The sequence below is a fragment of the Streptomyces sp. NPDC085944 genome, assembly GCF_040686295.1.
Classification (GTDB): Bacteria; Actinomycetota; Actinomycetes; order Streptomycetales; family Streptomycetaceae; genus Streptomyces; species Streptomyces salinarius.
Window position 1 is genome coordinate 35,485 of record NZ_JBFBJX010000014.1, and the last position, 22,508, is coordinate 57,992.

The window sequence follows — 22,508 nt, forward strand, 5'->3', positions numbered from 1 at the left end:
CGTATGGCATCGCAGGGGGCCGGGCGGGGACAGGGCGCACGCACGGGTGTGCGGCGGACGGTCGATCGCGTCGACGAACGGTTCGACGAACGGTCGGTGCGCGGTCGGCGGGGCGCCGCGCACCCCGTTCGCGCCCGCCGGACGGGCTAATGGGCGTGTCGAAGCCGCCTGTGACGAGCCGTGACTCTTTACCTGTTCGTACGTAAATGTGACTATTCATCGGTGTGTGCGACCCAGCGGAGTGAACGCATGATCACACGCAGTCGGCAGGTGGCCCTGGCCCTGACCGCTCTCCTCACGGCGGGCGCGGCCTGCCAGGCCCGCGATCACGAACCGCCGAAACCGCCGGCCCCTGCCCCGCCCGCCGCCGTCGAAGGCTCCTTCACCCTGGTCGCCTCCGGGGACGTGCTTCCGCACGACTCGATCATCGACCGGGCCCGCTTCGACGCCGGCGGCACCGGCTACGACTTCCGCCCCATGCTCGCCGGCGCCCGGCCCGTCGTCTCGCGCGCCGACCTCGGTCTGTGCCACATGGAGACCATCTACGGCGCGAACGGCGACTACAGCGGCTACCCGCTCTTCAAGTCCCCGCCCGAGGTGGCGAAGGCGCTGGCCGCCACCGGCTACGACGGCTGCTCCACCGCCTCCAACCACAGCGTCGACGACGGCGCGGCCGGCATCCGCCGCACCCTGGACGCGCTCGACCGCGCCGGCGTACGGCACGCCGGGACCGCGCGCACCGCGGGCGAGGCCGACACCGTGACGGTCCTGCGCGCGGGCCGGGCCCGGGTGGCCCACCTCGCGTACACCCTGCACACCAACGGCCACCCGCTTCCCGACGGGCAGCCCTGGGCGGTCGATCTGATCGACGAGGCGCGCGTCGTCGAGGACGCGCGGGCCGCGCGGAAGGCCGGCGCCGACGTCGTCGTCGTGTCGCTGCACTGGGGCACCGAGTGGCAGGACGCGCCCGACCAGGACCAGTTGGCCCTGGCCCGTGACCTGACCGCCGCCCGCACCGGCGACCGCCCCGACATCGACCTGATCCTGGGCACCCACGCCCACGTCCCGCAGGCCTACGAGAAGGTCAACGGCACCTGGGTGGTCTACGGCATGGGGGACCAGATCGCGGGCGAGATGGTCAACGACCGGGGCGTCCGCGACCCGCGCGGCAACCAGTCGACCGTCGGCCGCTTCACCTTCGCCCCGCCCGACCGGAGCGGCGAACGCTGGAAGGTCACCAGGGCCGAGTTCGTCCCGCAACTGTTCGACGTCGACGCCGGCCGGGTGGTGAACCTCAACCGCGCGCTGGACGAGGGAGCCGAACTGCGGGGCGTGCGCGACCGCATTCGCGACGTGGTGCTCAGCCGGGGCGCCGCCGAGGACGGGCTGGTGATGGGGGAGTAGGGCAAGCGGGTCAGCCGTCCTCCACGTGGTCGAGGGCGCTGAGCATGGCCCCGAGCACGCGCAGGCAGGTGGTGAGGTCAAAGTCCGTGAGGCCGCCGCCGACCCGGCCCAGGAGCACGTTCTCCCGGTCGAGCACGGCGGTGACCACGGTGCGGCCCTCGTCCGTGAGCCGGATCAGCGACGACCGCCGGTGCGCGGGGTTGGGGACGCTCTCCACCAGGCCCCGGGCGGCCGCGTCGTTGACCATCCGCTGCACGAACTGGCGGCTGATCGCCTGGGCCCGGCCCATCTGCGGCACGGTCATCGGGCCGTTGCGGTGCAGCAGGGCCAGGACGGCGCGGACCCCCACGGAGAGCCCCTCGGGCGCCAGGCCCTGCTCCACGAGGCGCTGCGCGCGCCGGTAGACCGGGCCGACCAGGTCGTACACCTGGGTGAGGCGGCGTGCGAGTTCGTCGGGCGGGAGCGGGGGGTCCGGGAGCGTGGGGTCCAAGTCCGTCACTCGCTGATTATGACATCCCGGTTGTCAAGATGCGTCGCACGATGACACCCTGGTTGTCATGACTGCTGCCGCGGACCTCCGCCGCTTCGCTTCCGCCGACGGCGACCTCGCCTACCGGGACACGGGCTCGGGGCCCGCGCTGGTGCTGCTGCACGGCGGATTCCTCGATCACCGCATGTGGGACGACCAGGTGAGTGCCCTCGCGGCGACCCACCGGGTCGTCGTCCCCGACGCCCGCGGTCACGGCGCCTCCGCCAACGCGACCCGCCCCTACCGGCCGGCCGACGACGTCGCCGCCCTGCTGCGCCACCTCGGCATCGACTCCGCGGTGCTGGTCGGCCTCTCGATGGGCGGCGGCGTCGCCGTCGACACGGCCCTGGAGCACCCCGGACTCGCGCGTGCCCTGGTCGTGTCCGGGGCCGGGACCAGCGAGCCCGACTTCCAGGACCCGTGGACCGTCTCGGTGCTCGCCGAATGGGGCCGGGCCCTGGCCGCCGGCGACGTGGACGCCTGGGTGGAGGCGTTCCTGCGCTTCGTCCCCGGCCCGCACCGGACGGCGGACGACGTCGACCCCGCCGTCGTGCGCCGCCAGCGCGACATGGCCCTCGGCACCGTCCGCAAGCACACCGCCGACGAGCCCGACCACAGGATCCCGGTCCGGGACACCTGGGAGCGGCTCCCGGGCATCGGGGTACCGGTGCTCGCCGTGCGGGGCGGCGTCGACAGCGAGGACCACCTGCGCATGGCCGACCGGCTCGCCCGCACCGTCCCCCACGGCCGTTCCGTCACCGTCGGGGACACGGCGCACTACCCGAACATGGAGCGTCCGGACGCGTTCAACGAGCTGGTCGCCGCCTTCCTGGCCGCCCTCTAACGGCCGGCCAGCTCCGACTTCCGGTACGAGTACGTGAAATAGATCACCAGACCGACCACGAACCACACGGCGAACCGCACCCAGGTCTGCCACTGCAGGAACGTGATCAGCCAGATCGAGAAGACGATGCCCAGCGCCGGTACGAACGGCATCCACGGGGTACGGAAGGTGCGCGGCAGGTCCGGCTGCCGGTAGCGCAGCACGATCACCGCCGCGCACACCACCACGAACGCCAGCAGGATGCCGATGTTGGTCAGCTCCGCAGCCTCGCCGATCGGCAGGAACCCGGCGATCACGGCCGACGCGACCCCGACGATCCAGGTGACCCGCGTCGGCACGTGCCGCGTCGGGTGCGTCTTGGCGAACCACTTGGGCAGCAGCCCGTCGCGCGACATGGAGAACCACACCCGGGTCACGCCCAGCATGAACGTGAACATCACCGTGAGGATGCCGACGATGGCGCCCACCGCGATGATGTCGGCCAGCGAGCTGAGCCCCACCGACTTGAACGCCGTCGAGAAGCCGCTCTCCGGGTCGATCTCCTTGTAGTTCTGCATACCGGTCAGCACCAGACAGGCCGCCACGTACAGCACCATCGAGATGATCAGCGAGTAGATGATCGCCTTCGGCATGTGCCGCTGGGCGTCCTTCGACTCCTCGGCCGCCGTCGACATGGCGTCGTAGCCGAAGACCGCGAAGAACACCGTCGCCGCGCCGGTGAACGCCCCGCCGACCCCGAAGGGGAAGAACGGGTGGTAGTTCGAGCTGTTGATGTGGAAGACGCCCACTCCGATCACCAGCAGCACCACCAGCACCTTCAGCACGACCACGATCATCTCGAAGCGGGCCGCGTTCCTGATGCCCAGCGTCAGCAGATACGCGATCAGCAGGCACAGCACGGCCGCGAACAGGTCGACCTTGTGCCCGTCGCCGGTGCCCGGCGCGCCCAGCATCCAGTTCGGCAGGTCGGCGCCCATCTCGCCGACCAGGAAGCTGAAGTAGCCCGAGATGCCGATCGCGACCACCGCCACGATCGCCGTGTACTCCAGGAGCAGGTCCCAGCCGATGAACCAGCCCACCAGCTCGCCCAGGACCGCGTAGCCGTAGGTGTAGGCGGAGCCCGCCTTCGGGATCAGTCCGGCGAACTCGGCGTACGACAGGGCGGCCGCCGCACTCGCGACACCGGCGACGAGGAAGGAGATCAGGACCGCCGGACCCGCCGTGCCGTTGGCGACCGTGCCGGCCAGCGTGAAGATGCCGGCGCCGATGATGCCGCCGACGCCGATGGCGGTCAGCTGCCACAGCCCCAGCGAGCGGACCAGGCCGCCGCTGCTCTCCGTCTCCTCGATGTGCTCGATGGGTTTGCGGCGGAGAACGCCCTCGCCCATGCGGAACCCGGCCATGCGCCTCACCTCTTTGTGATCGGCAAACGGCTGACGGTGGATCATGATGACTCACACCCGTCCGCTACGGAAGGCACGACGCACGACGGGCCGGGGCCGGGCGCGCGGGAAACCGGTACCCGCTACGGCACCACTGTCACCGGCCAGCGCCCCGACTTCACCAGCCGCACCGCCACCGAGCCGACGAACCGGTGACCGGCCTGCTCGGAGGCGCCCACCACCACCGCGTCCGCCTTCAGCTCGTCGGCCGTCTGCACCAGGCCGCTGTACGGATCGCCGCGGAAGGTGTGGAACTCCCAGCGAATGTCGAATATCCCCTTCACCCGCTCGGTCGCCTCCCGGATCTGGGCCACCAGCTCCTCGGCGATCTCGTCGGTCGTCTCCGCCACCGACGCCCCGAGCGCCGCACCCCCCGCCAGCACCGGCTGCACGTAGACCACCGCGAGCAGGGCGCCCTGCCGCCGGGCCAGCCCACCGGCATAGGCCGCGGCCCGCAGCGAGGAGTCGGAGCCGTCCACACCGACGACGATGACCTTCGGTCCGTCCGTGCCGCGTTCGAACTGATGGGGGTGCTGTTCCGTCACGCGGCGAGGCTATCGGAGACCCGCGTGATCTTGCGCCGGGCGGGTGGTTTCACCTTCCCGCACCGGTGTTGCTCAGGTGCGGCGCACCGTCGCCGGGCGACTGATGAGTCATGGAGAAGGATCAGTTGCTCACCCGCCGCACCCTGCTCACCGGCGCCGCGGCCCTGGGCGCGGCCGGCACCGCCGGCGCACTCGCCGCGGGCCTGGGGAACGGCCCGGCGAAGCCGCCCGCCCCCCTGCCCGCACCCGCGCCCGGGCCCCCGCAGCGCAGCCCGCTCAAGCCCTCCGCCTACCGCCTGAAGCCCCTGACCGGGTACGACGCACCGCGTGCCGCGCCCCGGCACCCCCCGGTGCGCAGCGAGCCGATCCTGCGCATGACCGGCCGGGGCCGCACCATGCTGCTCACCTTCGACGACGGCCCGCACCCCGAATACACCCCCGAGATCCTCGACACCCTCGCCGAGCACAAGGTGCACGCGACGTTCTTCGTGTGCGGGGAGATGGCGGAGTGGAACCGCGACCTCCTCGCGCGGATGTACGACGAGGGGCACGTGGTCGGGAACCACACCTGGTCGCATCCGCTGCTGACCAAGCTGAGCCGGCGCCGCATCCGCTCCGAGATGGAGCGCACCAGCGAGGTCGTCGAGGAGGCCTACGGCGAGGCGCCCCGCTGGTTCCGGGCCCCGTACGGAGCCTGGAACCGCGACACCTTCCAACTCGGCGCGGAACTCGGCATGGAACCGCTCGCCTGGACCGTGGACACCCTGGACTGGACGACACCCGGCACCGGGACCATCGTCGACCGGGTCGAGGAAGGCGCAGGCCCCGGCGTCGTGGTGCTCTCGCACGACGCCGGGGGCAACCGCTCGCAGAGCGTCCGCGCCCTGCGCCGCTACCTGCCCGAACTGCTCGACTCCGGCTACCACCTCACCGTCCCCAGGCGGCGCCTGCTCTGATCGCCGACGGCGCACCCGCCCGGCCGGGGCCGCTCAGCGGACCTCGACCAGGCGGGCGAACACGACGACGTTCCCGTCGTAGCCGTTCTCCTTGGTGAAACCGCCGCCGCAGGTGATGACCCGCAGTTCCGGGGTGCCCTTCGAGGCGTAGACCCGGTCGCCCGGGAAGTTGTCCGTCTCGAACACCTCGATGCCGTAGATCTCGAAGACCGCCGTCTTGCCGTCCTGGCGGTGCACTTCCACCTTGTTGCCCTTCTTCAGGGCGCCGAGTCCGTAGAACACGGCGGGGCCCTGCTGGTTGTCGACGTGACCGACGACGACCGCGGTGCCCTTCTCCCCCGGAGAGACCGCGCCGGTGAACCAGCCGGCCAGGTTCGGGTCCTCGGGCGGCGGCGCGTCGACCCAGCCGTCCGGGTCCAGACCGACCCCCATGACCGGCGCGTCGACCTGGATGGCGGGGATGGAGACCTGGTCGGGGACCGAGTACGGCAGCGGCGTGACGCCGGGGGCGGCGGCGTCGCCGGGGGTCGCGCGGGTGTCCGGGGCGGCGGCCGACGCCGGCTGGGGCGGGCCCACGTCGAACTCCCCCGAGCCGTTGCGGATGAGCGCGAGACCGGTCAGCAGAACAAGCGCTATCACGCCCCAGGGAGCGCGCTTCCTCCGCCGCTCCTCCTCTTCGGCCAACTCGGAGTCGTACATTCGCCTTCCCCTCTCGATCCGGCCGTCGCCGGATCATCCGCGCATACGAGCACGCTAAGCGGCGTGCGCAGGACCGGCGACGGGGCGGCGGCGAACGGGTGGTGCGCGCCTCCTTGCGTGAGCCATCCGGGAGGAGGCCGACGGAGATTTTCTGACGGTGCGTGACCTGCGGCGATATCCACTCGCACGGTTCCGGCCCGGTACCCCTCTCACCAGGACGGACCATTCCCGAAATGCGGCTGCGCGCAGGTCAACTGAGGGTCTTTCTGGGAGGCGCTTCTCGCCGATCGACCGGGGACGGGACCCGGGGCGTCTTCCGCGGAGGATCACATGCGCAACACTCGTGCCCTCGCGGCAGCCGGCGCCGCCGTCGCTGTCCTCGCACTGGCCGCCCCCGCGGCCACCGCGGGCGGCGACCACAACCAGCCGAGCAACATCGTCGCCCTGCCCAGTGTGATCGCCCGAGGCGGCCAGATGACCGTCACGGTCGACGGCTGTCCCCAGGGCGGCACCATGACCTCGGACGCGTTCCGCACCACCCACCTGACGCCGGTCAGGGGAGCCAACGAGACGTCGAAGGGCACCGCCACCATCAAGCAGGACGCCAGGCCGGGCTCGCACGACATCACCGTCAACTGCTCGGGCCGGCGGCTGACCCGGCCGGCCGCCTTCACCGTCATCGGCGGCGTTCGCGGCGGCCTCGGCGGCAGCAGCTCCAGCGGGGCGACCTCGACCGACATCGCGATCGGCGGCGGGCTCGTCGCCGCGGCCGTCGCCGGCGGCGGACTGTTCTGGCTGCGCCGCCGGTCCGAGCGGAGGATCTGACCGCACGGCGAGGGACGGCGACAGCGCTTCGCCCCGGATCCGGTGGGGATCCGGGGCGAAGCGCCGCGCGCGGTGCGGGCGGGTCAGGCGCCGTCCTCGCCGGAACGGCGACGCGAGAGGTGGTACGCCGTGCCCACCGCCGCCGCGATGAGCGCCGCGCCGAGCCCGATCTGCTTCACGTCGAACCCGGCGACGCTGCCGCCCTCCCCGGCGTGCACGCCCTTGGAGCGCCAGGGCTCGTCGGAGGGGTGGTGCGAGCCGCCGCCGGCGATGGTCAGGTCCACGGTGCCGGTCTTGTCCCGGCAGGCGAACGTCACTCGGTAGACCGCTCCGCGCCGGGCGTCCCGGTCGACCCGCGCCGTCGCGGACGACTCGTGCCGGGGGATGGTGACCGTGTCGAACACCGGCGAGGTGACCGTGACCCGCCCGTGGCAGCCCGCGGCGGTGCGGCCCACTCCCAGCGTGACCTCCCCGCCCGGCGCCACGGTGGCGGGGGAGACGGTGAAGCCGAACGTGTTCGAGCCCACGGCTCCGGCCGGCACGCAGGCGGACAGTGCGGCGGCGCCCAGCAGTGCGACCGAGGCGACGGGTATCGCGCGCATGGTGAATCCTCCGGGTCCCCGAGGAGCAGCGGCGGACCTGTTCCGCTCGCGCCAGGAATGCACCTCGATGTCCGAAACGCTAGGAAGCCGCGCGCGTCGCCGCGATCTCTGTCGCGCGAATGGGGCAAGAGTGTGGGCCGCTCAGGGGACGGTGACGGCGTGTCGGCCGCCACCGTCCCCGTCGGCGTTTCGGTGCCCGGTCAGTCCCCGGCTCCCGGGAACAGGCTCAGGAACGGTTCGGTCGACGCCGAGACGCCCCGGCTGAAGGGTGCGTCGAAGTCCCAGATCAGGAAGAGCAGGAAGGCGATCAGCGCGGAGAACAGCCCCGCGAGGACCAGTTCGCGGGGCGTGCGCCGGATCTGCAGGGCGAAGACCATGCCGATGGTGATGACGGCCCCGGCGATGAGCCCGAACCACACCACCCCCGGCATGGTCGCCCCGGTCGACTGCGCCCGGGAGTTGCGGGCCTGGTCCGCGAGGGCCACCTGGTCGACGAGGGGCTGGTACGCCTGGGCCTCGAAGTCCGACTTCGGCTCGTAGTCCGTGACGTCCGCGCGGACGCGGTCGAGCAGCTCGGTGCCGCGGCCGGTCACCTCGCCGTGGTCGGCCATCGCCTTCCACTCCGTGGTGACGACGTGTCCGACATAGGCGTTGACATCCGCCCGGATGCGGTCACGCACCTCGGGCGGATAGACCCGGGCCCGCTCCGAGATCTCGTGCAGCGCGACGGCCTCCGTCTGCACGTCGGCCTCGGCGGCGCTGCGCGCCTCCCAGACCCCGGCGATGGCCAGGCCCAGGACGATGGCGTACACCACGCCGATCCACATCGTCATGTACTCGATGACGTCCGGCGTCTCGGTGATGTCCTCGTCGTCGGACGCCGTGCGGTGCCGTACGAGGGTGATGACGACCACCACGACACAGGCGGCCAGCATCGCGAGGGTGAGAACAAGCCATTCCGGCAAGAGAGGCCTCCAGGAATCAGCGCGCACGCAGCGCGGCGACGGCGACCACCGCGGGCACCGTGATGAGCAGGACGAAGACGAGCGGCGACGTGGTCCCGCGCGAGGACCGCTGCGGCGGCCGGGCGGCGCGGTGGCGCGGATAGTGCACCGGGCTGAGCGACGGCCGGGGCGTGGGCGTGGGCGTGACCGACGGAGTGGGCGCGGGCGCCACGGGCCGGGCCGGCGGCGGAGCGGGACGGGGCGGCGGAGTCGGAGTCGGCGTCGGCCGGGGCGGCGCCGGGCGCGGAGCCGGGGCCGGCGGCGGCTCGGGTTTCGGTGTCGGTGGCGTCGGCCGGGGAGGCTGCGGCGAGGGCGGCGGCTCGGGCGGAGGAGGCGTGGGCGTCGGAGTCGGAGTGGGCGTCGGGGTGGGCCGGGGGCACGGCGGGAAGGTGGGCCAGGTCAGGCTCCCGGCGACCGCCACGGCGTCGGTGCCGCCCGGCCCGGTCGAGGCGTACGCACAGGCGTCGGCCTGCGTCGCGCCAGCTGGTATGCCGACGAGGGTGAACGTCAGCGTCACCAGGGCCAACACCCGTCCGGCGGCTGCGGATCGGGTCGGTTCGGGTCCATGCACGACGCAGATCATGAAGCCTGGCGCACCGTCCCAGGTCCGGGTGCCCGGTGATTGCCCCGAAGGAGGGACATGCCCCCACCTGGGGTTTGACGGCGGCGGACCCGCACCCGCCGGAGCCCGCATATGCGTACGAGGGGCCGCGCGCCGGTGCCGGGGCGGAAGAAATCCCGCCTCCCGTTGAACAGAACGGGCTTTCCCGCCCGTACCCAGTGTCGTGCGGCGGCCGGCAGGGCCCCCAACACCTTCGTGACGATCGGGGATTGACGATGAAGACCTCCTGGCGGAGCGCCTCACTCGTGGCGAGCGCTGCGGCGGTGCTGGCGCTGACGACGGCGTGCGGCCAGGACGGCGGCGCCGCGGCCGGCAGCCAGAACGTGGGCGCGACGGCCGCGCCCGGCGACGTCGGCGACCTCGGCGCGGGCGCCGGTGACGGAGTCGGCACCGGCGCCGGCGCCGGGCAGGCCTCGGCGAGCGCGCCGGAACCCGCGGGCAAACTGTCCGTCTCGGCCAACGCCGATTTCGGCGAGCTGGTGACCGACGGAGCGGGCCGCACCCTCTACCGCTTCGACGCCGACACCGCCGAACCGCCCAAGACGACCTGCGAGAACGACTGCGCCAGCACGTGGCCGCCCGTGGCCGCGGACGACGCCATCGCCGGCGAGGGCATCGACGAGGACCTGCTCGGCGAAGTCACCCGCCCCGACGGGACCAAGCAGCTGACGATCGGCGGCTGGCCCGCATACCGCTACGCCAAGGACACCTCCCCCGGAGACGTCAAGGGCCAGGGCGTCGGCAAGAAGTGGTACGCGCTGGCCGCCGACGGCAAGAAGGCCAAGGCCGAGCCGGCCGCCGGGCTGTCCACCCGCGACGATCCCAAGCTCGGCGAGATCGTCGTCGACAAGAACGGCATGACCGTCTACCGCTTCATGAAGGACGAGGCCTGGCCGAAGCCGGTGTCGGCCTGCACCGGAGCGTGCCTGGAGAAGTGGCCGGTCGTGGCGCCCGTCGAGGCGAACGACACCAAGGGCGTGGAGAAGAAGGGGCTGATGAGCTTCACCCGGCCCGACGGCGCCGCCCAGCAGACGATCGACTGCTGGCCCGTCTACACTTTCGCCGGCGACAAGAAGGCCGGCGACACCAACGGTCAGGGCGTCGGCGGCACCTGGTACGCCGTCAAGCCCGACGGCAAGCCGGTCGGCGCACCGAAGAAGTAGCGACCTCCCGCCCGCCACCCTTCGGCGCACGACCAGCGGGCCGTCCCCTTCGCATCCAGGCGGAGGGGACGGCCCCGTTCGTGCGCTTTGGCATGCCTTCGCCCACGGCACGTGCCCCCGGCAGTGACCGGGAACGGACGGTCAATTTCCGTTTGGGCTCGCCCCTTTGGCGGGCGATCAGTAGCCTCAGCTCGAACACCGGATCGCCTATGCCTTGGAGAGCTAGATGGAGCGTCCCGCCTGGGCCCCTCGCAGCATCGACATCTCGGTGCCCAGCGTGTCCCGGATCTACGACTTCTACCTGGGCGGTTCGCACAACTTCGAGGTCGACCGGGAAGCGGCCCGCAGGGCCATGGAGTTCATGCCGGGACTTCCCAAGATCATGCAGGCCAACCGGGCGTTCATGCGCCGGGCCGTGCGCTTCGCGGCCGACGAGGGCATCGACCAGTTCCTCGACATCGGCTCCGGCATCCCCACCTTCGGCAACGTCCACGAGGTGGCCGCACGCAGCCGCCCCGGCGCCCGCGTGGTGTACGTCGACCACGACCCGGTGGCGGTCGCGCACAGCGAGGCCGTCCTGGCGGGCCACGACGACGCGGACGTCGTGGCCGGCGACCTCCTCAAGCCGGCCGAGATCCTCGCCAGCCCCCAGGTGGAGCGGCTGATCGACCTGAATCGACCGGTCGCCCTGCTGCTGGTTGCCATACTGCACTTCGTGGAAGACGAGGACGACCCGTACGCGGCGGTGGCCGAGCTGAGCGACGCGCTCGCCCCGGGCAGCCTGCTCGTCCTCACGCACGCCTCCTACGAGAACATCCCGCTGCCCGCCGAGCGGGCCGGGGGCGCGGTGGACGTGTACAAGGACATCCGCAATCCGCTGATCATGCGTTCGCGCGAGCAGATCGCGCGGTTCTTCGAGGGGTACGACATGGTGGAGCCCGGACTGGTTCCGATGCCGCGCTGGAGGCCGGAGGGGGAGCCCGAGGACGAGGACCCGTACGCGTTCTCCGGGTTCGCCGGCGTGGGGCGTACGGCGTGAGCGCGGAGCCGGACGGGCCGGAGGACAGACTGCGCCGGTTCGCGACGATCTGGAGCCGGGCGGTGTTCCCGGTGACCTCCACCTCGTCCACCCGGCCCGAGTTCGAGGCGCAACTGCTGCCGTTGGCGCGCCGGCTGAGCGAGGTGCTACGCGCGCGGATCTTCGACGCGGCCGAGGCCAGGGACGTCGGCGCCGCCCTGGTCGACGCGCACTGCACCGACCCCGACGCGCTCTCCCGGACGCTGGACTGCGTCGACGCCTACCTGGTGCTCTACTGCGGCGAGGACGGCGACCCGGAGGACCTGCGGGCCCGCTCCGCACGGCTCCAGCACGCGATGGCAGCCGGGTTCGCCGGGGCGCTGCGGGCCAGGACCCTGGCCGAGCAGGAGGCCATCGCCCAGGCGGCCCTGAAGGCGCAGGGCGTGGTGGCCGAGGCCCTGCACGCCAGCGAGGCCCGCTTCCGCGCGGTCTTCGAGGGCGCCGCCATAGGCATCGGCATCGCCGACCTGGACGGCAACGTCCTCCAGGTCAACGAGGCGTTGATGCGCATGTTCGGCATCGCAGACCCCCTGCTCGGCGGGCGCCGGGCGACCGAGTGGACGCACCCCGACGACGCGCCGCAGACCTGGCGGCTCTACGAGGAGCTGGTGCGCGGCGAGCGCGAGCACTACCACGTGGAGAAGGCCTTCTACCGGCCCGACGGGACGGTCCTGTGGACCAACCTCACCGTCTCCCTGCTCCGCGACGCCGACGGCACCCCGCAGTACCAGCTCGCACTGATGGAGGACACCACCGAGCGCCGGCTGCTCAACCTGCGGCTGCGCTACGAGGCCACGCACGACGCGCTCACCGGGCTGCCCAACCGCAGCTTCTTCTTCGAACGCCTGGAGAAGGCCCTGAACGCGGGCCCGGACCAGCGCTTCGGGCTGTGCTATCTCGACCTCGACGGCTTCAAGACGGTCAACGACAGCCTCGGTCACGCGGCCGGCGACCGGCTGCTCGTGGAGGTCGCCGACCGGCTCCAGGCCTGCGCCACCGCCCCCGGCGAGATGATCGCGAGGCTCGGCGGCGACGAGTTCGTGGCGCTGACCACCGGCCCCGACACCCGGCACGAGGTCGACGAGCTGGCGGTCCGCATCATGAACGCGCTGCTCGCCCCGGTCAGCGTCGACGGCCGGGAACTGACCGTGCGCGGCAGTATCGGCATCGTCGAGGGCCCGGCGGGGGAGCGCAGCCCGGCCGAGGTGCTGCGCAGCGCCGACATCACCATGTACCGGGCCAAGTCGGCCGGCGGCAACCGCTTCGAGTTGGCCGACCCGGAGGCCGACGCCCGCGTCATCACCCGGCACGGGCTGACCACCGCGCTGCCCGCCGCCCTGGAGCGGGGCGAGTTCTTCATCGAGTACCAGCCCCTGGTCCACCTCGGCGACGGCAGTGTGCGCGGGGCCGAGGCGCTGGTGCGCTGGCTGCACCCGCAGCACGGGGTACTCGGCCCGGACCGGTTCATCCCGCTCGCCGAGCACACGGGGCTGATCGTGCCGCTGGGCCGCTGGGTCCTGGAGCAGTCCGTGCGGCAGGCCCGCCTGTGGCGCGAGCGGTACGGCGAGGGCGGCGCCGCGGGCCCGCTGCGCATCAACGTCAACCTCTCGCCCTGCCAGCTCACCCACCCCGGCCTGGTCCAGGACACCGTCGAGATCCTGGAGCGGGCCGGCGTCACGCCGGACGCGCTGTGCCTGGAGGTGACCGAGTCGGCGTTGATCGGGGCCGACGACGACCTGCTGAAGCCGTTGCGCCGGCTGGCCGAGATGGGCGTCGACATCGCCCTGGACGACTTCGGTACCGGCTACTCGAACCTGGCCAACCTGCGCCGGCTGCCCGTCAGCGTCCTCAAGCTGGACCGCTCGTTCACACAGAGCATGCAGCAGTTCCCGGCCGACCCCGTCGACCTGAAGATCGTCGAGGGAATCGTCGCCCTCGCCCACAGCCTGGACCTCGCGGTCACCGTGGAGGGCGTGGAGACCGGCGCCCAGGCCGAGCAGCTGCGCATACTGGGCTGCGACACGGCCCAGGGCTGGTACTACGCCCGCCCGGGCCCGCCGGAGCGGCTGCACGAGCTGGCCCTGGTGGACGCCACGGGCTGAGCGGACCGCCGATCGGTTCGGGGTCGGTCACGGTCGGCTCGGGCTCCGTACCGGGCGGCCCGGGCCGTGACGGCCTGCCGCATGTGCCCGCGCGGCACGCCCCAGCCCCGGGACGGCCCCCGGCCCGGCGCGAGCCCCGTCGTGGGCGGAACGGCTCCCGCTCCGGCGCGGGCGACTCGGGTCACGTCCGGCACAGGCGGCTCAGCTTCTCCCGGCGGGGTGGCTCGGTTCCTGCTCCGGCGCGGGTGGCTCCGGTCGTGTCCCACGGCGGGTGCGTTCTTTCTCCGTCCGGCGGGCGTGGCTCGGCTCCTGGCGTGGCGCGGGTGGATCGCCTTTCGTCCGGGCGTGGGCGGGCTCGCGGCTTTCCTCCCGGCACGGGGTGGCTCGGTTTCTGCCCTGGAGCAGGCGGCCCGGCTCTCGTTCCGGCGTGCCTGGGCGGTGTCACGTCCCGGTGCGGATGGCTCGGTTCCTGCTCCGGGCCGGGCGGCGCGGCTCTCCTCCGAGCGCGAGGGCCCGGCGGCCCGGTCACGTCCCCGCGCGAGCCGTCTCGGCGATCTCGGTTGCCGTGCGGACGAGGGCCGCGGTCGCCGTGGAGCGGGACTGCTGGGGCCAGGCGAGGGCCAGGACGACCGGTGGGGCGTCCAGGACCGGGCGGTAGGCGATGCCCGGGCGTGGGTAGCGGGCGGTCACCGACGCGGGCAGCAGCGTGACGACCTTGCCCAGGGAGACGGCCGTGAGTACCTGGGCCAGGTCGCCGTGACCGCGCGCGGCCTCGTCGATGTGCCGCTCCACGTTGCCGGCGTCCAGGCCGAGGTCGGCCAGCTCCAGCCGGTCGCGGGCGGCGAGCGGATGGTCCGCGGCGAGGACGGCGACGCGTGGTTCGGCGGTCAGCGTCTCGGTGTCCAGGCCGGTGCGGTCGAACGGCGTGTGTACCAGGGCCACGTCCGCCTCGCCGCTGCGCAGCAGCCCCGGCTGTTCCCGCCACCCGCACAGCCGGACGGCGACCGGTACGGACCCGGGCTCGGACGCGTAACGCGTCAGGATCGGCTCCAGCAGCCCCGCGTCCCCGTCGGCCTTCACGGCCAGCACCAGCTTCGGTTCCTCGGCCGCGCGCCTGGCCCGGTGCCCCGCGGCCTCCAGGGCGTCCAGCGCGACGCGGGCCTCGGCGAGCAGGACGTCCCCGGCCGGGGTCCGGGTCACCCTGTGCGTGGTCCGCTCGAACAGGGTGACGCCCAGCTCGGCCTCGAGGCGGCGGATCGCCCTGGACAGGGGCGGCGGGGAGATGCCCAGCCGCTCGGCGGCGCGCGCGAAGTTGAGTTCCTCGGCGACCGCCACGAAGTAGCGCAGGGATCGCGACTCCACGCTCCGCCTCCCGCCGTCCGCTGCTGCCCGGTATTGCTTTCAGGGTAACAAGCGGGATCCGATCGATCCTTCAGTTCCGCCGGGCCGGCGCACAGGATGGGAGAGCGCCGGGAAGCGAACGGAACGGGATTCCCGCCCCGGCGCGATCCCTCTCCTCTCCTTCCCTGAACCGGAGTTGTGCTCGTGATCGTCATCACCACCCCGACCGGCGGAATCGGCCGACAGGTCCTCGACAACGTCCTGGACGCCCTCGACGCCCGGGACGACGGGACCGCGGTCCGAGTGATCGCCCGCGACCCCGCACGCCTCACCGCCCGGGCCCGGGAGCGGGCCGAGGTGCTCCAGGGCTCGCACGCCGACCCCGAGGTCCTGGGCACGGCCTGCGAGGGTGCCGACCAGGTGTTCTGGCTGGTGCCGCCCGCGCCCGGCGCCGACAGCGTCGAGGGACACTTCCGCGACTTCACGCTGCCGCTGTGCGAGGCGATCGAGCGGCAGGGCGTCGCACGGGTGGTCGCCGTCTCCAGCCTGGGCCGCGGTGTGGCCAAGGACGCCGGACCGATCTCCGCCTCCCTCGCCATGGACGACCGGATCGCGGCCACCGGCGTGCACTACCGCGCCCTGTGCCCGCCGTTCCTGATGGAGAACCTGCTCGGCCAGGCGGCCGCCCTCCGCGACACGGGCGGGTTCCGCATGGCGTACGCCGCGGACCGCGTCCTGCGGACCTGCGCCACCGCCGACATCGCCGCCACGGCCGCCCGGCTGCTCCTCGACGACACCTGGACCGGCCGCGCCGACGTCCCCGTGGTCGGCCCCGACGCGCTGACCCCTGCGGGCATGGCGGAGGTGCTGTCCGAGGTACTGGGCCGTCCGGTACGGGTACGGGAGACGACCCCGGAGGCGTACCGGGCGTCCGCCCTGCGGTTCGGGGCGAGCGAGGCGGGCGCCCGGGGTCTGGCCGACATGGCCTCAGCGATGGACGTCCAGGGCTTCTACGGCGCGGCCGAGCCCAGCACCCCGGACACCGCGCCCACGAGCTTTCGCCGCTGGTGCGAGGAGGTTCTCCGGCCGGTCGCGCGCGTCTGACGCGCACGGCCGGGCCGTCCGTCACCGCTCCAGCAGCATCCGCTGCAGCTCCCGTGCCGCTCTCGGCGGAGCCACGTCGCTGCGGTGCGCGAGGGCGATGGTCCGATACAGGCCGGGCCGGGCCAGCGGGGTCACCCGCAGCCCGCGCCCGGAGCGGACGGCCACCATCCGCGGGACGACCGCCAGGCCGAGCCCGGCTCGCACGAACCCCAGCACCGCGTCCATCTCCCCGCCCTCCACGGCGAAGTCCGGTTCGAACCCGGCCGAGCGGCACGCGGCCACGGTCAGCTCCCGCAGGTCGTAGCCGTGCCGGAACATCACCAGCCGCTCGCCCTCCAAGTCGGTGATGCGCACGGCACGGCGGCCGCCGCCCGGCCGGGGCGACTCCGGGGACGACACCACCACGAGGTCCTCCCGCAGCAGCTCCACCGTCGTCAGCGCCGGAGACGCGGCGGGCAGCGGCAGCACCACCAGGGCCAGGTCCAGCGCGCCGCGCGCCAACTCCCGCACCAGATCGTGCGAGCCGCCCTCCTCGATCAGCAGTTGGATGCCGGGATACCGGTCGTGGAAGGCGCGCAGCACGTCCGGGAGCAGACCGGTGCACAGGCTCGGGGTGGCGCCCAGCCGGACCCGGCCGCGGCGCAGTTGCGCCAGCTCCAGCACCTCGTGTCGCGCGGTGTCCGCGTCCGCCAGGATCCGCCGGGCCAGCGGCAGCAGAGCCTCCCCGGCGTCGGTGAGGGTGATGTTGCCGCGCGCCCGCAGGAACAGGTCGGCGCCCAGCTCCCGCTCCAGCGCCTTGATCTGCTGCGACAGCGAGGGCTGCGCCACGTGGACCACCTCGGCGGCCCGGGTGAAGTGCCGGGTCTCGGCGACCGCCACGAAGTACTGGAGCTGTTGCAACTGCATAACGTGAGCATATGTGGATAGCCAGATCCTATGGAAACCAGGCGTTTCATGTCTTGGACCGATGGCCCATGGTCCCCGTAACGTCCTGTGACATGGCTCTGGCAACGCGGACGGACCGACGGCCGTCCCTGGCGCGCACCGTGTGGGACTCGACCGTCGGCAAGAAGACAGTGATGGCGGTCAGCGGTCTCGTCATGCTGCTCTACCTGGTCGCCCACATGATCGGGAACCTGAAGATCTTCTTCGGGACCGAGGAGTTCAACCACTACGCCCACTGGCTGCGCACGGTCGGCGAACCGTTCATGCACTACGAGTGGACGCTCTGGCTGATCCGCGTCGTGCTGGTGGTCGCCGTCGTCGCCCACGCCGTCTCCGCGTACCAGCTCAGCCGCCGCGACATCAAGGCGCGGCCCAGCAAGTACGTGCACAAGAAGCCCCGCTCCAGCTACGCGACGCGCACCATGCGCTGGGGCGGGATCATCCTCGGCCTCTTCATCGTCTGGCACCTCCTCGACCTGACCACCGGCACCGTGCACTCCGGCGGCTTCGAGACCGGCAAGCCCTACCAGAACGTCGTGGACACCTTCTCCACCTGGTACGGCAACGTCATCTACATCGTCGCGATGCTCGCCCTCGGCCTGCACATCCGGCACGGCTTCTGGAGCGCCGCCCAGACCCTCGGTGCCGGCAGCCGCACCCGCGACCGGGCCCTGAAGACGACCGCGAACATCCTCGCGCTGCTGCTCACGATCGGTTTCATCGCCGTACCCGTGGGCGTCATGACCGGAGTGGTGAGCTGACATGACAACCTACGCCGACTACACGACCGGGGAGCCGGTCGCCGACACCAAGGCCCCCGCCGGACCCGTCAACGAGCGCTGGGACACGCGCCGTTTCGAGGCGAAGCTGGTCAACCCCGCCAACCGGCGCGGGAAGACCGTCATCGTCGTCGGTACCGGCCTCGCGGGCGGCTCCGCGGGCGCGACGCTGGCCGAACAGGGCTACCACGTCGTCCAGTTCTGCTACCAGGACTCCCCGCGCCGGGCCCACTCCATCGCCGCCCAGGGCGGCATCAACGCGGCGAAGAACTACCGCAACGACGGCGACTCGATCCACCGCCTGTTCTACGACACCGTCAAGGGCGGCGACTTCCGCTCCCGCGAGTCCAACGTGCACCGGCTCGCACAGATCTCCGTCGAGATCATCGACCAGTGCGTGGCGCAGGGCGTGCCCTTCGCCCGCGAGTACGGCGGACTGCTCGACACCCGCTCCTTCGGCGGTGTGCAGGTCTCCCGCACCTTCTACGCCCGCGGCCAGACCGGCCAGCAGCTGCTGCTGGGCGCCTACCAGGCGCTGTCGAGGCAGATCGCGGCCGGCAACATCCAGATGCACCCGCGCACCGAGATGCTCGACCTGATCGTCGTGGACGGCCGGGCCCGCGGCATCGTCGCCCGAGACCTGATCACCGGGAAGATCGACACCTACTTCGCCGACGCCGTCGTCCTGGCCAGCGGCGGCTACGGCAACGTCTTCTACCTCTCCACCAACGCCATGAACTCCAACGCGACCGCGATCTGGCGGGCGCACCGGCGAGGCGCGTACTTCGCCAACCCCTGCTTCACGCAGATCCACCCCACCTGCATCCCGCGCACCGGCGACCACCAGTCCAAGCTGACGCTGATGAGCGAGTCGCTGCGCAACGACGGCCGGATCTGGGTGCCCAAGGCCAAGGGTGACGACCGGCCCGCGAACAAGATCCCCGAGGACGAGCGCGACTACTACCTGGAGCGCATCTACCCGTCCTTCGGCAACCTGGTCCCGCGTGACATCGCCTCCCGAGCCGCGAAGAACGTCTGCGACGAGGGCAGGGGAGTGGGCCCCGGCGGCCAGGGCGTCTACCTGGACTTCGCCGACGCCATCAAGCGCATGGGCCGCAAGGCGGTCGAGGCCAAGTACGGCAACCTCTTCGACATGTACCAGCGGATCACCGACGAGGACCCGTACACGGTACCGATGCGGATCTACCCCGCCGTGCACTACACGATGGGCGGCCTGTGGGTCGACTACGACCTCCAGACCACGATCCCCGGCCTGTTCGCCGTCGGCGAGGCCAACTTCTCCGACCACGGTGCCAACCGGCTCGGCGCCTCCGCGCTGATGCAGGGCCTGGCCGACGGCTACTTCGTGCTGCCGGCCACCATCAACGACTACCTCGCGCGCACCCCTCACCGGGACGACGTGGACGACGAGCATCCGGTGGTGCAGGAGGTGCTGGCCGAGACCGAGGACCGGCTGAACCTGCTGCTGTCCGTCGACGGCGACCGCACCCCGGACTCCTTCCACCGCGAACTCGGCGAGCTGATGTGGGAGTTCTGCGGCATGGCGCGCAGCGACACGGGACTGCGCAAGGCACTGGAGCGCATCCCGCAGATCCGCGAGGAGTTCTGGCGGCGCATCAAGGTCCCCGGCACCGGCGAGGAGTTCAACCAGTCGCTGGAGAAGGCCAACCGCATCGTCGACTACCTGGAACTCGCCGAGCTGATGTGCCTCGACGCGCTGCACCGCTCCGAGTCCTGCGGCGGCCACTTCCGCGAGGAGTCCCAGACCCCCGACGGCGAGGCGGCCCGCAAGGACGACGCGTTCGCCTACGCCGCCGCCTGGGAGTTCACCGGCACCGGCGAGGCCCCCACCCTGCACAGGGAAGACCTGGTCTTCGAGTACGTCCACCCCACCCAGCGGAGCTACGCATGAAGCTCACCCTGCGCGTCTGGCGGCAGAAGAACGCCGACGCCGAAGGCGCCATGTCCACGTACGAGGTGGACGGAATCTCCAGCGACATGTCCTTCCTGGAGATGCTCGACACCCTCAACGAGGAGCTCATCCTCAAGGGCGAGGACCCGGTCGCCTTCGACCACGACTGTCGCGAGGGCATCTGCGGCGCCTGCTCGCTGGTCATCAACGGCGACGCCCACGGCCCCGAGCGCACCACCACCTGCCAGTTGCACATGCGGTCCTTCAAGGACGGCGACACCATCGACATCGAGCCCTGGCGGGCCTCCGCCTTCCCGGTCGTCAAGGACCTGGTCGTCGACCGTTCGGCCTTCGACCGGATCATCCAGGCCGGCGGCTACATCACCGCGCCCACCGGTGCCGCGCCGGAGGCGCACGCCACGCCGGTGCCGAAGCCGGACGCCGACCTCGCCTTCGAGCACGCGGAGTGCATCGGCTGCGGCGCGTGCGTCGCCGCGTGCCCGAACGGCGCGGCGATGCTGTTCACGTCCGCGAAGGTGAACCATCTGGGCGTCCTGCCGCAGGGCGCGCCCGAGCGTGAGACGCGGGTCCTCGACATGGTGGGGCAGATGGACGCGGAGGGGTTCGGCGGGTGCACGCTCACCGGCGAGTGCGCGACCGCCTGCCCGAAGGGCATTCCGCTGATGTCCATCACCAGCATGAACAAGGAGTGGCTGCGGGCCGCGCGCAAGGTGGCGAAGAAGTAGCCCCCACGACGTTCGCCGACAGGTGCGGACGGACGGGGCCGGGAGAGGTGCTCCTCCCGGCCCCGTTTCGCTTGCCCGGCCCCCGGTCCGGGCGCTTGCCCGGCCCCCGGTCCGGGAGCCCGGCATTTCAGGAAGCGCACATCCGTGCTCCGGGCAGTCGTCATGCGCAGTACAGCCGGCGTCGGAAGAACTGTGACGGACCCGTCCCCGGCCCAGGAGAGCACCCATGACCGGCGTACTGACCGCTGACCGCCCCAAGCAGCCCGCCACGCCCCGCCGCTACACGATCGCCCTCGCCCGTGACGAGGACGACGTGCGCGCCGCACAGCGGTTGCGGCACGACGTCTTCGCCGGGGAGATGGGCGCGCTGCTGGCGAGCCCGCAGCCCGGACACGACGTCGACCCCTTCGACGCGTACTGCGACCACCTGCTCGTGCGCGAGGAGACGACCGGGCAGGTCGTCGGAACCTACCGGCTGCTGCCCCCTGAGCGCGCGGCGGTCGCCGGGCGGCTGTACGCCGAGAACGAGTTCGACCTCGCGTCCCTGGACGCGATCCGGCCCGGACTCGTGGAGGTCGGCCGGTCCTGCGTGCACCCCGACCACCGCGACGGCGCCGTCATCGGCCTCATCTGGGCCGGGATAGCCCGCTACATGACCGACCGGGGCCATCAGTGGCTGGCGGGCTGCTGCTCCCTCCCGCTGGCCGACGGCGGAAGCCTCGCCGCCGGCACCTGGGACCGGGTGCGGGCCAAGCACCTGGCGCCCGAGGAGTACCGGGTACGGCCGCTGCTGCCCTGGGCCCCGCGTCCGGCGGCGCCCGCCACGCGCACCGAACTGCCGCCGCTGCTGCGCGGCTACCTCCGGCTCGGTGCCTGGGTCTGCGGGGAGCCCGCCCACGACGTCGACTTCGGCGTCGCCGACCTGTACGTGCTGCTGCCGATGAGCCGGGTCGACCCGCGTTATCTGCGCCACTTCCTCTCGCTGGTCCCGGCCCGGTGAGCGGCTGGCTGCCCGTCGCGCCCTGCACCCCCGGGGCGTGCGTGGAACCGTCTCGCGGCGCCGCGGCCGTGCCGCGCGCCGCGCTGCGGCTCACCGCGGTCGCCGCGCTCCTCCTCACCGGGTTCGCCGCTGTACTGGCTCCGTCCGGCCTGCGGCGCAGGCTGCCCGTCGCCCTGGTGCGAAGCTGGTGCCGGTGGGTCGTGCGGGCCGCGGGCGTCCGGGTCCGGTTCACCGGCGCCGCAGCGCCCGAGGGCGGCCTGCTCCTCGTCGCCAACCACGTCTCCTGGCTCGACGTCCCGCTGCTCGCCGCGGTACGGCCCGCCAGGATGCTGGCCAAGAGCGAGATCCGGCGCTGGCCGGTGGCGGGCGGGCCGACCGCCCGCGCCGGGGTGCTGTTCGTCGAACGGGACCGGATACGGGCCCTGCCGCACACGGTCGACGCGATCGCCCGGGCCCTCGGCGCGGGTGCCGCGGTGGCGGCCTTCCCCGAGGGCAGCACCTGGTGCGGACGCGCCCGCGGACCGTTCAGCCGGGCGGTGTTCCAGGCCGCCCTGGACGCAGGGGTGCCGGTCCAGCCGGTCCGGATCCGCTACCTGGCCGGGGAGCGGGCGATGAGCACGACGCCCGCGTTCGTCGGCGCGGACACGCTGCTCGCCTCCCTCTGGCGGGTGGCGTCGGCGCGGGGACTGACCGCCGAGGTGGAAGTGTGTTCGGCCCTGCCACCAGGCCGTCACCCCGACCGTCGCTCTCTGGCCCGGGCGGCGGAGCACGCGGTCCACGGCCACCAGGGGAAAGCACATTCGAAAAGTATGTGTAGTTTGTGATGTTTGTGCCGTTTCCTCCCC

22 protein-coding genes are annotated in these 22,508 nt (G+C 72.4%); 13 read left to right on the forward strand and 9 right to left on the reverse strand.

The window, feature by feature from the left end; translation table 11 throughout:
- Positions 1–249: 249 nt before the first annotated feature.
- Complete coding sequence (locus tag AB0P07_RS25900) at positions 250–1,404, forward strand: CapA family protein (RefSeq protein ID WP_365554673.1); 1,155 nt, start codon at positions 250–252, stop codon at positions 1,402–1,404.
- Positions 1,405–1,414: 10 nt separating this feature from the next.
- Here AB0P07_RS25900 and AB0P07_RS25905 read toward each other — a convergent pair whose 3' ends face one another.
- A complete protein-coding gene (locus tag AB0P07_RS25905; protein WP_365554676.1) occupies positions 1,415–1,903 on the reverse strand; it encodes a MarR family transcriptional regulator in 489 nt (162 codons plus the stop codon).
- A gap of 58 nt (positions 1,904–1,961) precedes the next feature.
- Between AB0P07_RS25905 and AB0P07_RS25910 the strand changes: the two genes are divergently transcribed.
- Positions 1,962–2,777: an alpha/beta hydrolase gene (locus AB0P07_RS25910; RefSeq protein WP_365554679.1), complete on the forward strand. Its 816-nt coding sequence runs from the start codon at positions 1,962–1,964 to the stop codon at positions 2,775–2,777.
- Here AB0P07_RS25910 and AB0P07_RS25915 read toward each other — a convergent pair.
- The gene (locus AB0P07_RS25915) at positions 2,774–4,180 is read right to left on the reverse strand and encodes an amino acid permease (RefSeq protein WP_365554681.1); all 1,407 of its coding nucleotides are present in this window, start codon (positions 4,178–4,180) and stop codon (positions 2,774–2,776) included. The two genes, AB0P07_RS25910 and AB0P07_RS25915, sit on opposite strands and share 4 nt — an antisense overlap.
- A gap of 122 nt (positions 4,181–4,302) precedes the next feature.
- Positions 4,303–4,764: a universal stress protein gene (locus AB0P07_RS25920; protein WP_365554684.1), complete on the reverse strand. Its 462-nt coding sequence runs from the start codon at positions 4,762–4,764 to the stop codon at positions 4,303–4,305.
- A 110-nt stretch (positions 4,765–4,874) separates the two neighbouring features.
- Between AB0P07_RS25920 and AB0P07_RS25925 the strand changes: the two genes are divergently transcribed.
- Positions 4,875–5,720, forward strand: coding sequence for a polysaccharide deacetylase family protein (locus AB0P07_RS25925; protein ID WP_365554687.1), 846 nt, complete (start codon positions 4,875–4,877; stop codon positions 5,718–5,720).
- A gap of 33 nt (positions 5,721–5,753) precedes the next feature.
- Here AB0P07_RS25925 and AB0P07_RS25930 read toward each other — a convergent pair whose 3' ends face one another.
- Positions 5,754–6,419, reverse strand: coding sequence for a class F sortase (locus AB0P07_RS25930; RefSeq protein WP_102930426.1), 666 nt, complete (start codon positions 6,417–6,419; stop codon positions 5,754–5,756).
- A 330-nt stretch (positions 6,420–6,749) separates the two neighbouring features.
- On the opposite strand from AB0P07_RS25930, the gene AB0P07_RS25935 reads away from it, so the two are divergent.
- Complete coding sequence (locus tag AB0P07_RS25935; RefSeq protein WP_365554691.1) at positions 6,750–7,244, forward strand: hypothetical protein; 495 nt, start codon at positions 6,750–6,752, stop codon at positions 7,242–7,244.
- An 83-nt stretch (positions 7,245–7,327) separates the two neighbouring features.
- Here the strand turns inward: AB0P07_RS25935 and AB0P07_RS25940 are convergent, their stop codons facing one another.
- The 3 genes from AB0P07_RS25940 to AB0P07_RS25950 form a co-directional block, all read right to left on the reverse strand.
- Positions 7,328–7,846 (reverse strand): hypothetical protein, encoded by a 519-nt coding sequence (locus AB0P07_RS25940; RefSeq protein WP_365554694.1) that lies wholly within the window; start codon positions 7,844–7,846, stop codon positions 7,328–7,330.
- 200 nt (positions 7,847–8,046) lie between these two features.
- Positions 8,047–8,811: a hypothetical protein gene (locus tag AB0P07_RS25945; protein ID WP_365554697.1), complete on the reverse strand. Its 765-nt coding sequence runs from the start codon at positions 8,809–8,811 to the stop codon at positions 8,047–8,049.
- A gap of 16 nt (positions 8,812–8,827) precedes the next feature.
- Positions 8,828–8,959 carry a hypothetical protein gene (locus AB0P07_RS25950; protein ID WP_302180873.1) on the reverse strand — a complete coding sequence of 44 codons (132 nt, stop codon included), beginning with the start codon at positions 8,957–8,959 and terminating at the stop codon, positions 8,828–8,830.
- Between the two features lie 728 nt (positions 8,960–9,687).
- On the opposite strand from AB0P07_RS25950, the gene AB0P07_RS25955 reads away from it, so the two are divergent.
- The 3 genes from AB0P07_RS25955 (at position 9,688) to rmdA (ending at position 13,815) form a co-directional block, all read left to right on the forward strand.
- Complete coding sequence (locus AB0P07_RS25955) at positions 9,688–10,635, forward strand: SCO0930 family lipoprotein (protein ID WP_365555048.1); 948 nt, start codon at positions 9,688–9,690, stop codon at positions 10,633–10,635.
- 226 nt (positions 10,636–10,861) lie between these two features.
- Complete coding sequence (locus AB0P07_RS25960) at positions 10,862–11,674, forward strand: SAM-dependent methyltransferase (RefSeq protein ID WP_365554700.1); 813 nt, start codon at positions 10,862–10,864, stop codon at positions 11,672–11,674.
- Positions 11,671–13,815 carry a cyclic Di-GMP phosphodiesterase RmdA gene (gene rmdA, locus AB0P07_RS25965; RefSeq protein ID WP_365554703.1) on the forward strand — a complete coding sequence of 715 codons (2,145 nt, stop codon included), beginning with the start codon at positions 11,671–11,673 and terminating at the stop codon, positions 13,813–13,815. The genes AB0P07_RS25960 and rmdA overlap by 4 nt, the downstream gene beginning before the upstream one ends.
- Before the next feature lie 525 nt (positions 13,816–14,340).
- On the opposite strand, the gene AB0P07_RS25970 is transcribed toward rmdA, so the two are convergent.
- The gene (locus tag AB0P07_RS25970; protein ID WP_365554705.1) at positions 14,341–15,177 is read right to left on the reverse strand and encodes a LysR family transcriptional regulator; all 837 of its coding nucleotides are present in this window, start codon (positions 15,175–15,177) and stop codon (positions 14,341–14,343) included.
- 183 nt (positions 15,178–15,360) lie between these two features.
- Between AB0P07_RS25970 and AB0P07_RS25975 the strand changes: the two genes are divergently transcribed.
- A complete protein-coding gene (locus AB0P07_RS25975; RefSeq protein ID WP_365554708.1) occupies positions 15,361–16,260 on the forward strand; it encodes an NAD(P)H-binding protein in 900 nt (299 codons plus the stop codon).
- Between the two features lie 21 nt (positions 16,261–16,281).
- Here AB0P07_RS25975 and AB0P07_RS25980 read toward each other — a convergent pair whose 3' ends face one another.
- The gene (locus AB0P07_RS25980; protein WP_365554710.1) at positions 16,282–17,166 is read right to left on the reverse strand and encodes a LysR substrate-binding domain-containing protein; all 885 of its coding nucleotides are present in this window, start codon (positions 17,164–17,166) and stop codon (positions 16,282–16,284) included.
- Positions 17,167–17,294: 128 nt separating this feature from the next.
- Here AB0P07_RS25980 and AB0P07_RS25985 point away from each other — a divergent pair, with 128 nt between their 5' ends.
- The 5 genes from AB0P07_RS25985 to AB0P07_RS26005 all read left to right on the forward strand — a co-directional run bounded on the left by AB0P07_RS25985 (position 17,295) and on the right by AB0P07_RS26005 (position 22,487).
- Positions 17,295–17,966 carry a succinate dehydrogenase gene (locus tag AB0P07_RS25985; protein WP_365555050.1) on the forward strand — a complete coding sequence of 224 codons (672 nt, stop codon included), beginning with the start codon at positions 17,295–17,297 and terminating at the stop codon, positions 17,964–17,966.
- A gap of 1 nt (position 17,967) precedes the next feature.
- The gene (locus tag AB0P07_RS25990) at positions 17,968–19,917 is read left to right on the forward strand and encodes a fumarate reductase/succinate dehydrogenase flavoprotein subunit (RefSeq protein WP_365554713.1); all 1,950 of its coding nucleotides are present in this window, start codon (positions 17,968–17,970) and stop codon (positions 19,915–19,917) included.
- Positions 19,914–20,663: a succinate dehydrogenase/fumarate reductase iron-sulfur subunit gene (locus tag AB0P07_RS25995; protein WP_365554716.1), complete on the forward strand. Its 750-nt coding sequence runs from the start codon at positions 19,914–19,916 to the stop codon at positions 20,661–20,663. The genes AB0P07_RS25990 and AB0P07_RS25995 overlap by 4 nt, the downstream gene beginning before the upstream one ends.
- Positions 20,664–20,889: 226 nt before the next feature.
- Positions 20,890–21,663 carry a GNAT family N-acyltransferase gene (locus tag AB0P07_RS26000; protein WP_365554719.1) on the forward strand — a complete coding sequence of 258 codons (774 nt, stop codon included), beginning with the start codon at positions 20,890–20,892 and terminating at the stop codon, positions 21,661–21,663.
- The gene (locus AB0P07_RS26005) at positions 21,660–22,487 is read left to right on the forward strand and encodes a lysophospholipid acyltransferase family protein (RefSeq protein WP_365554722.1); all 828 of its coding nucleotides are present in this window, start codon (positions 21,660–21,662) and stop codon (positions 22,485–22,487) included. Before AB0P07_RS26000 ends, AB0P07_RS26005 begins: the two co-directional genes overlap by 4 nt.
- Positions 22,488–22,508 lie beyond the last annotated feature (21 nt).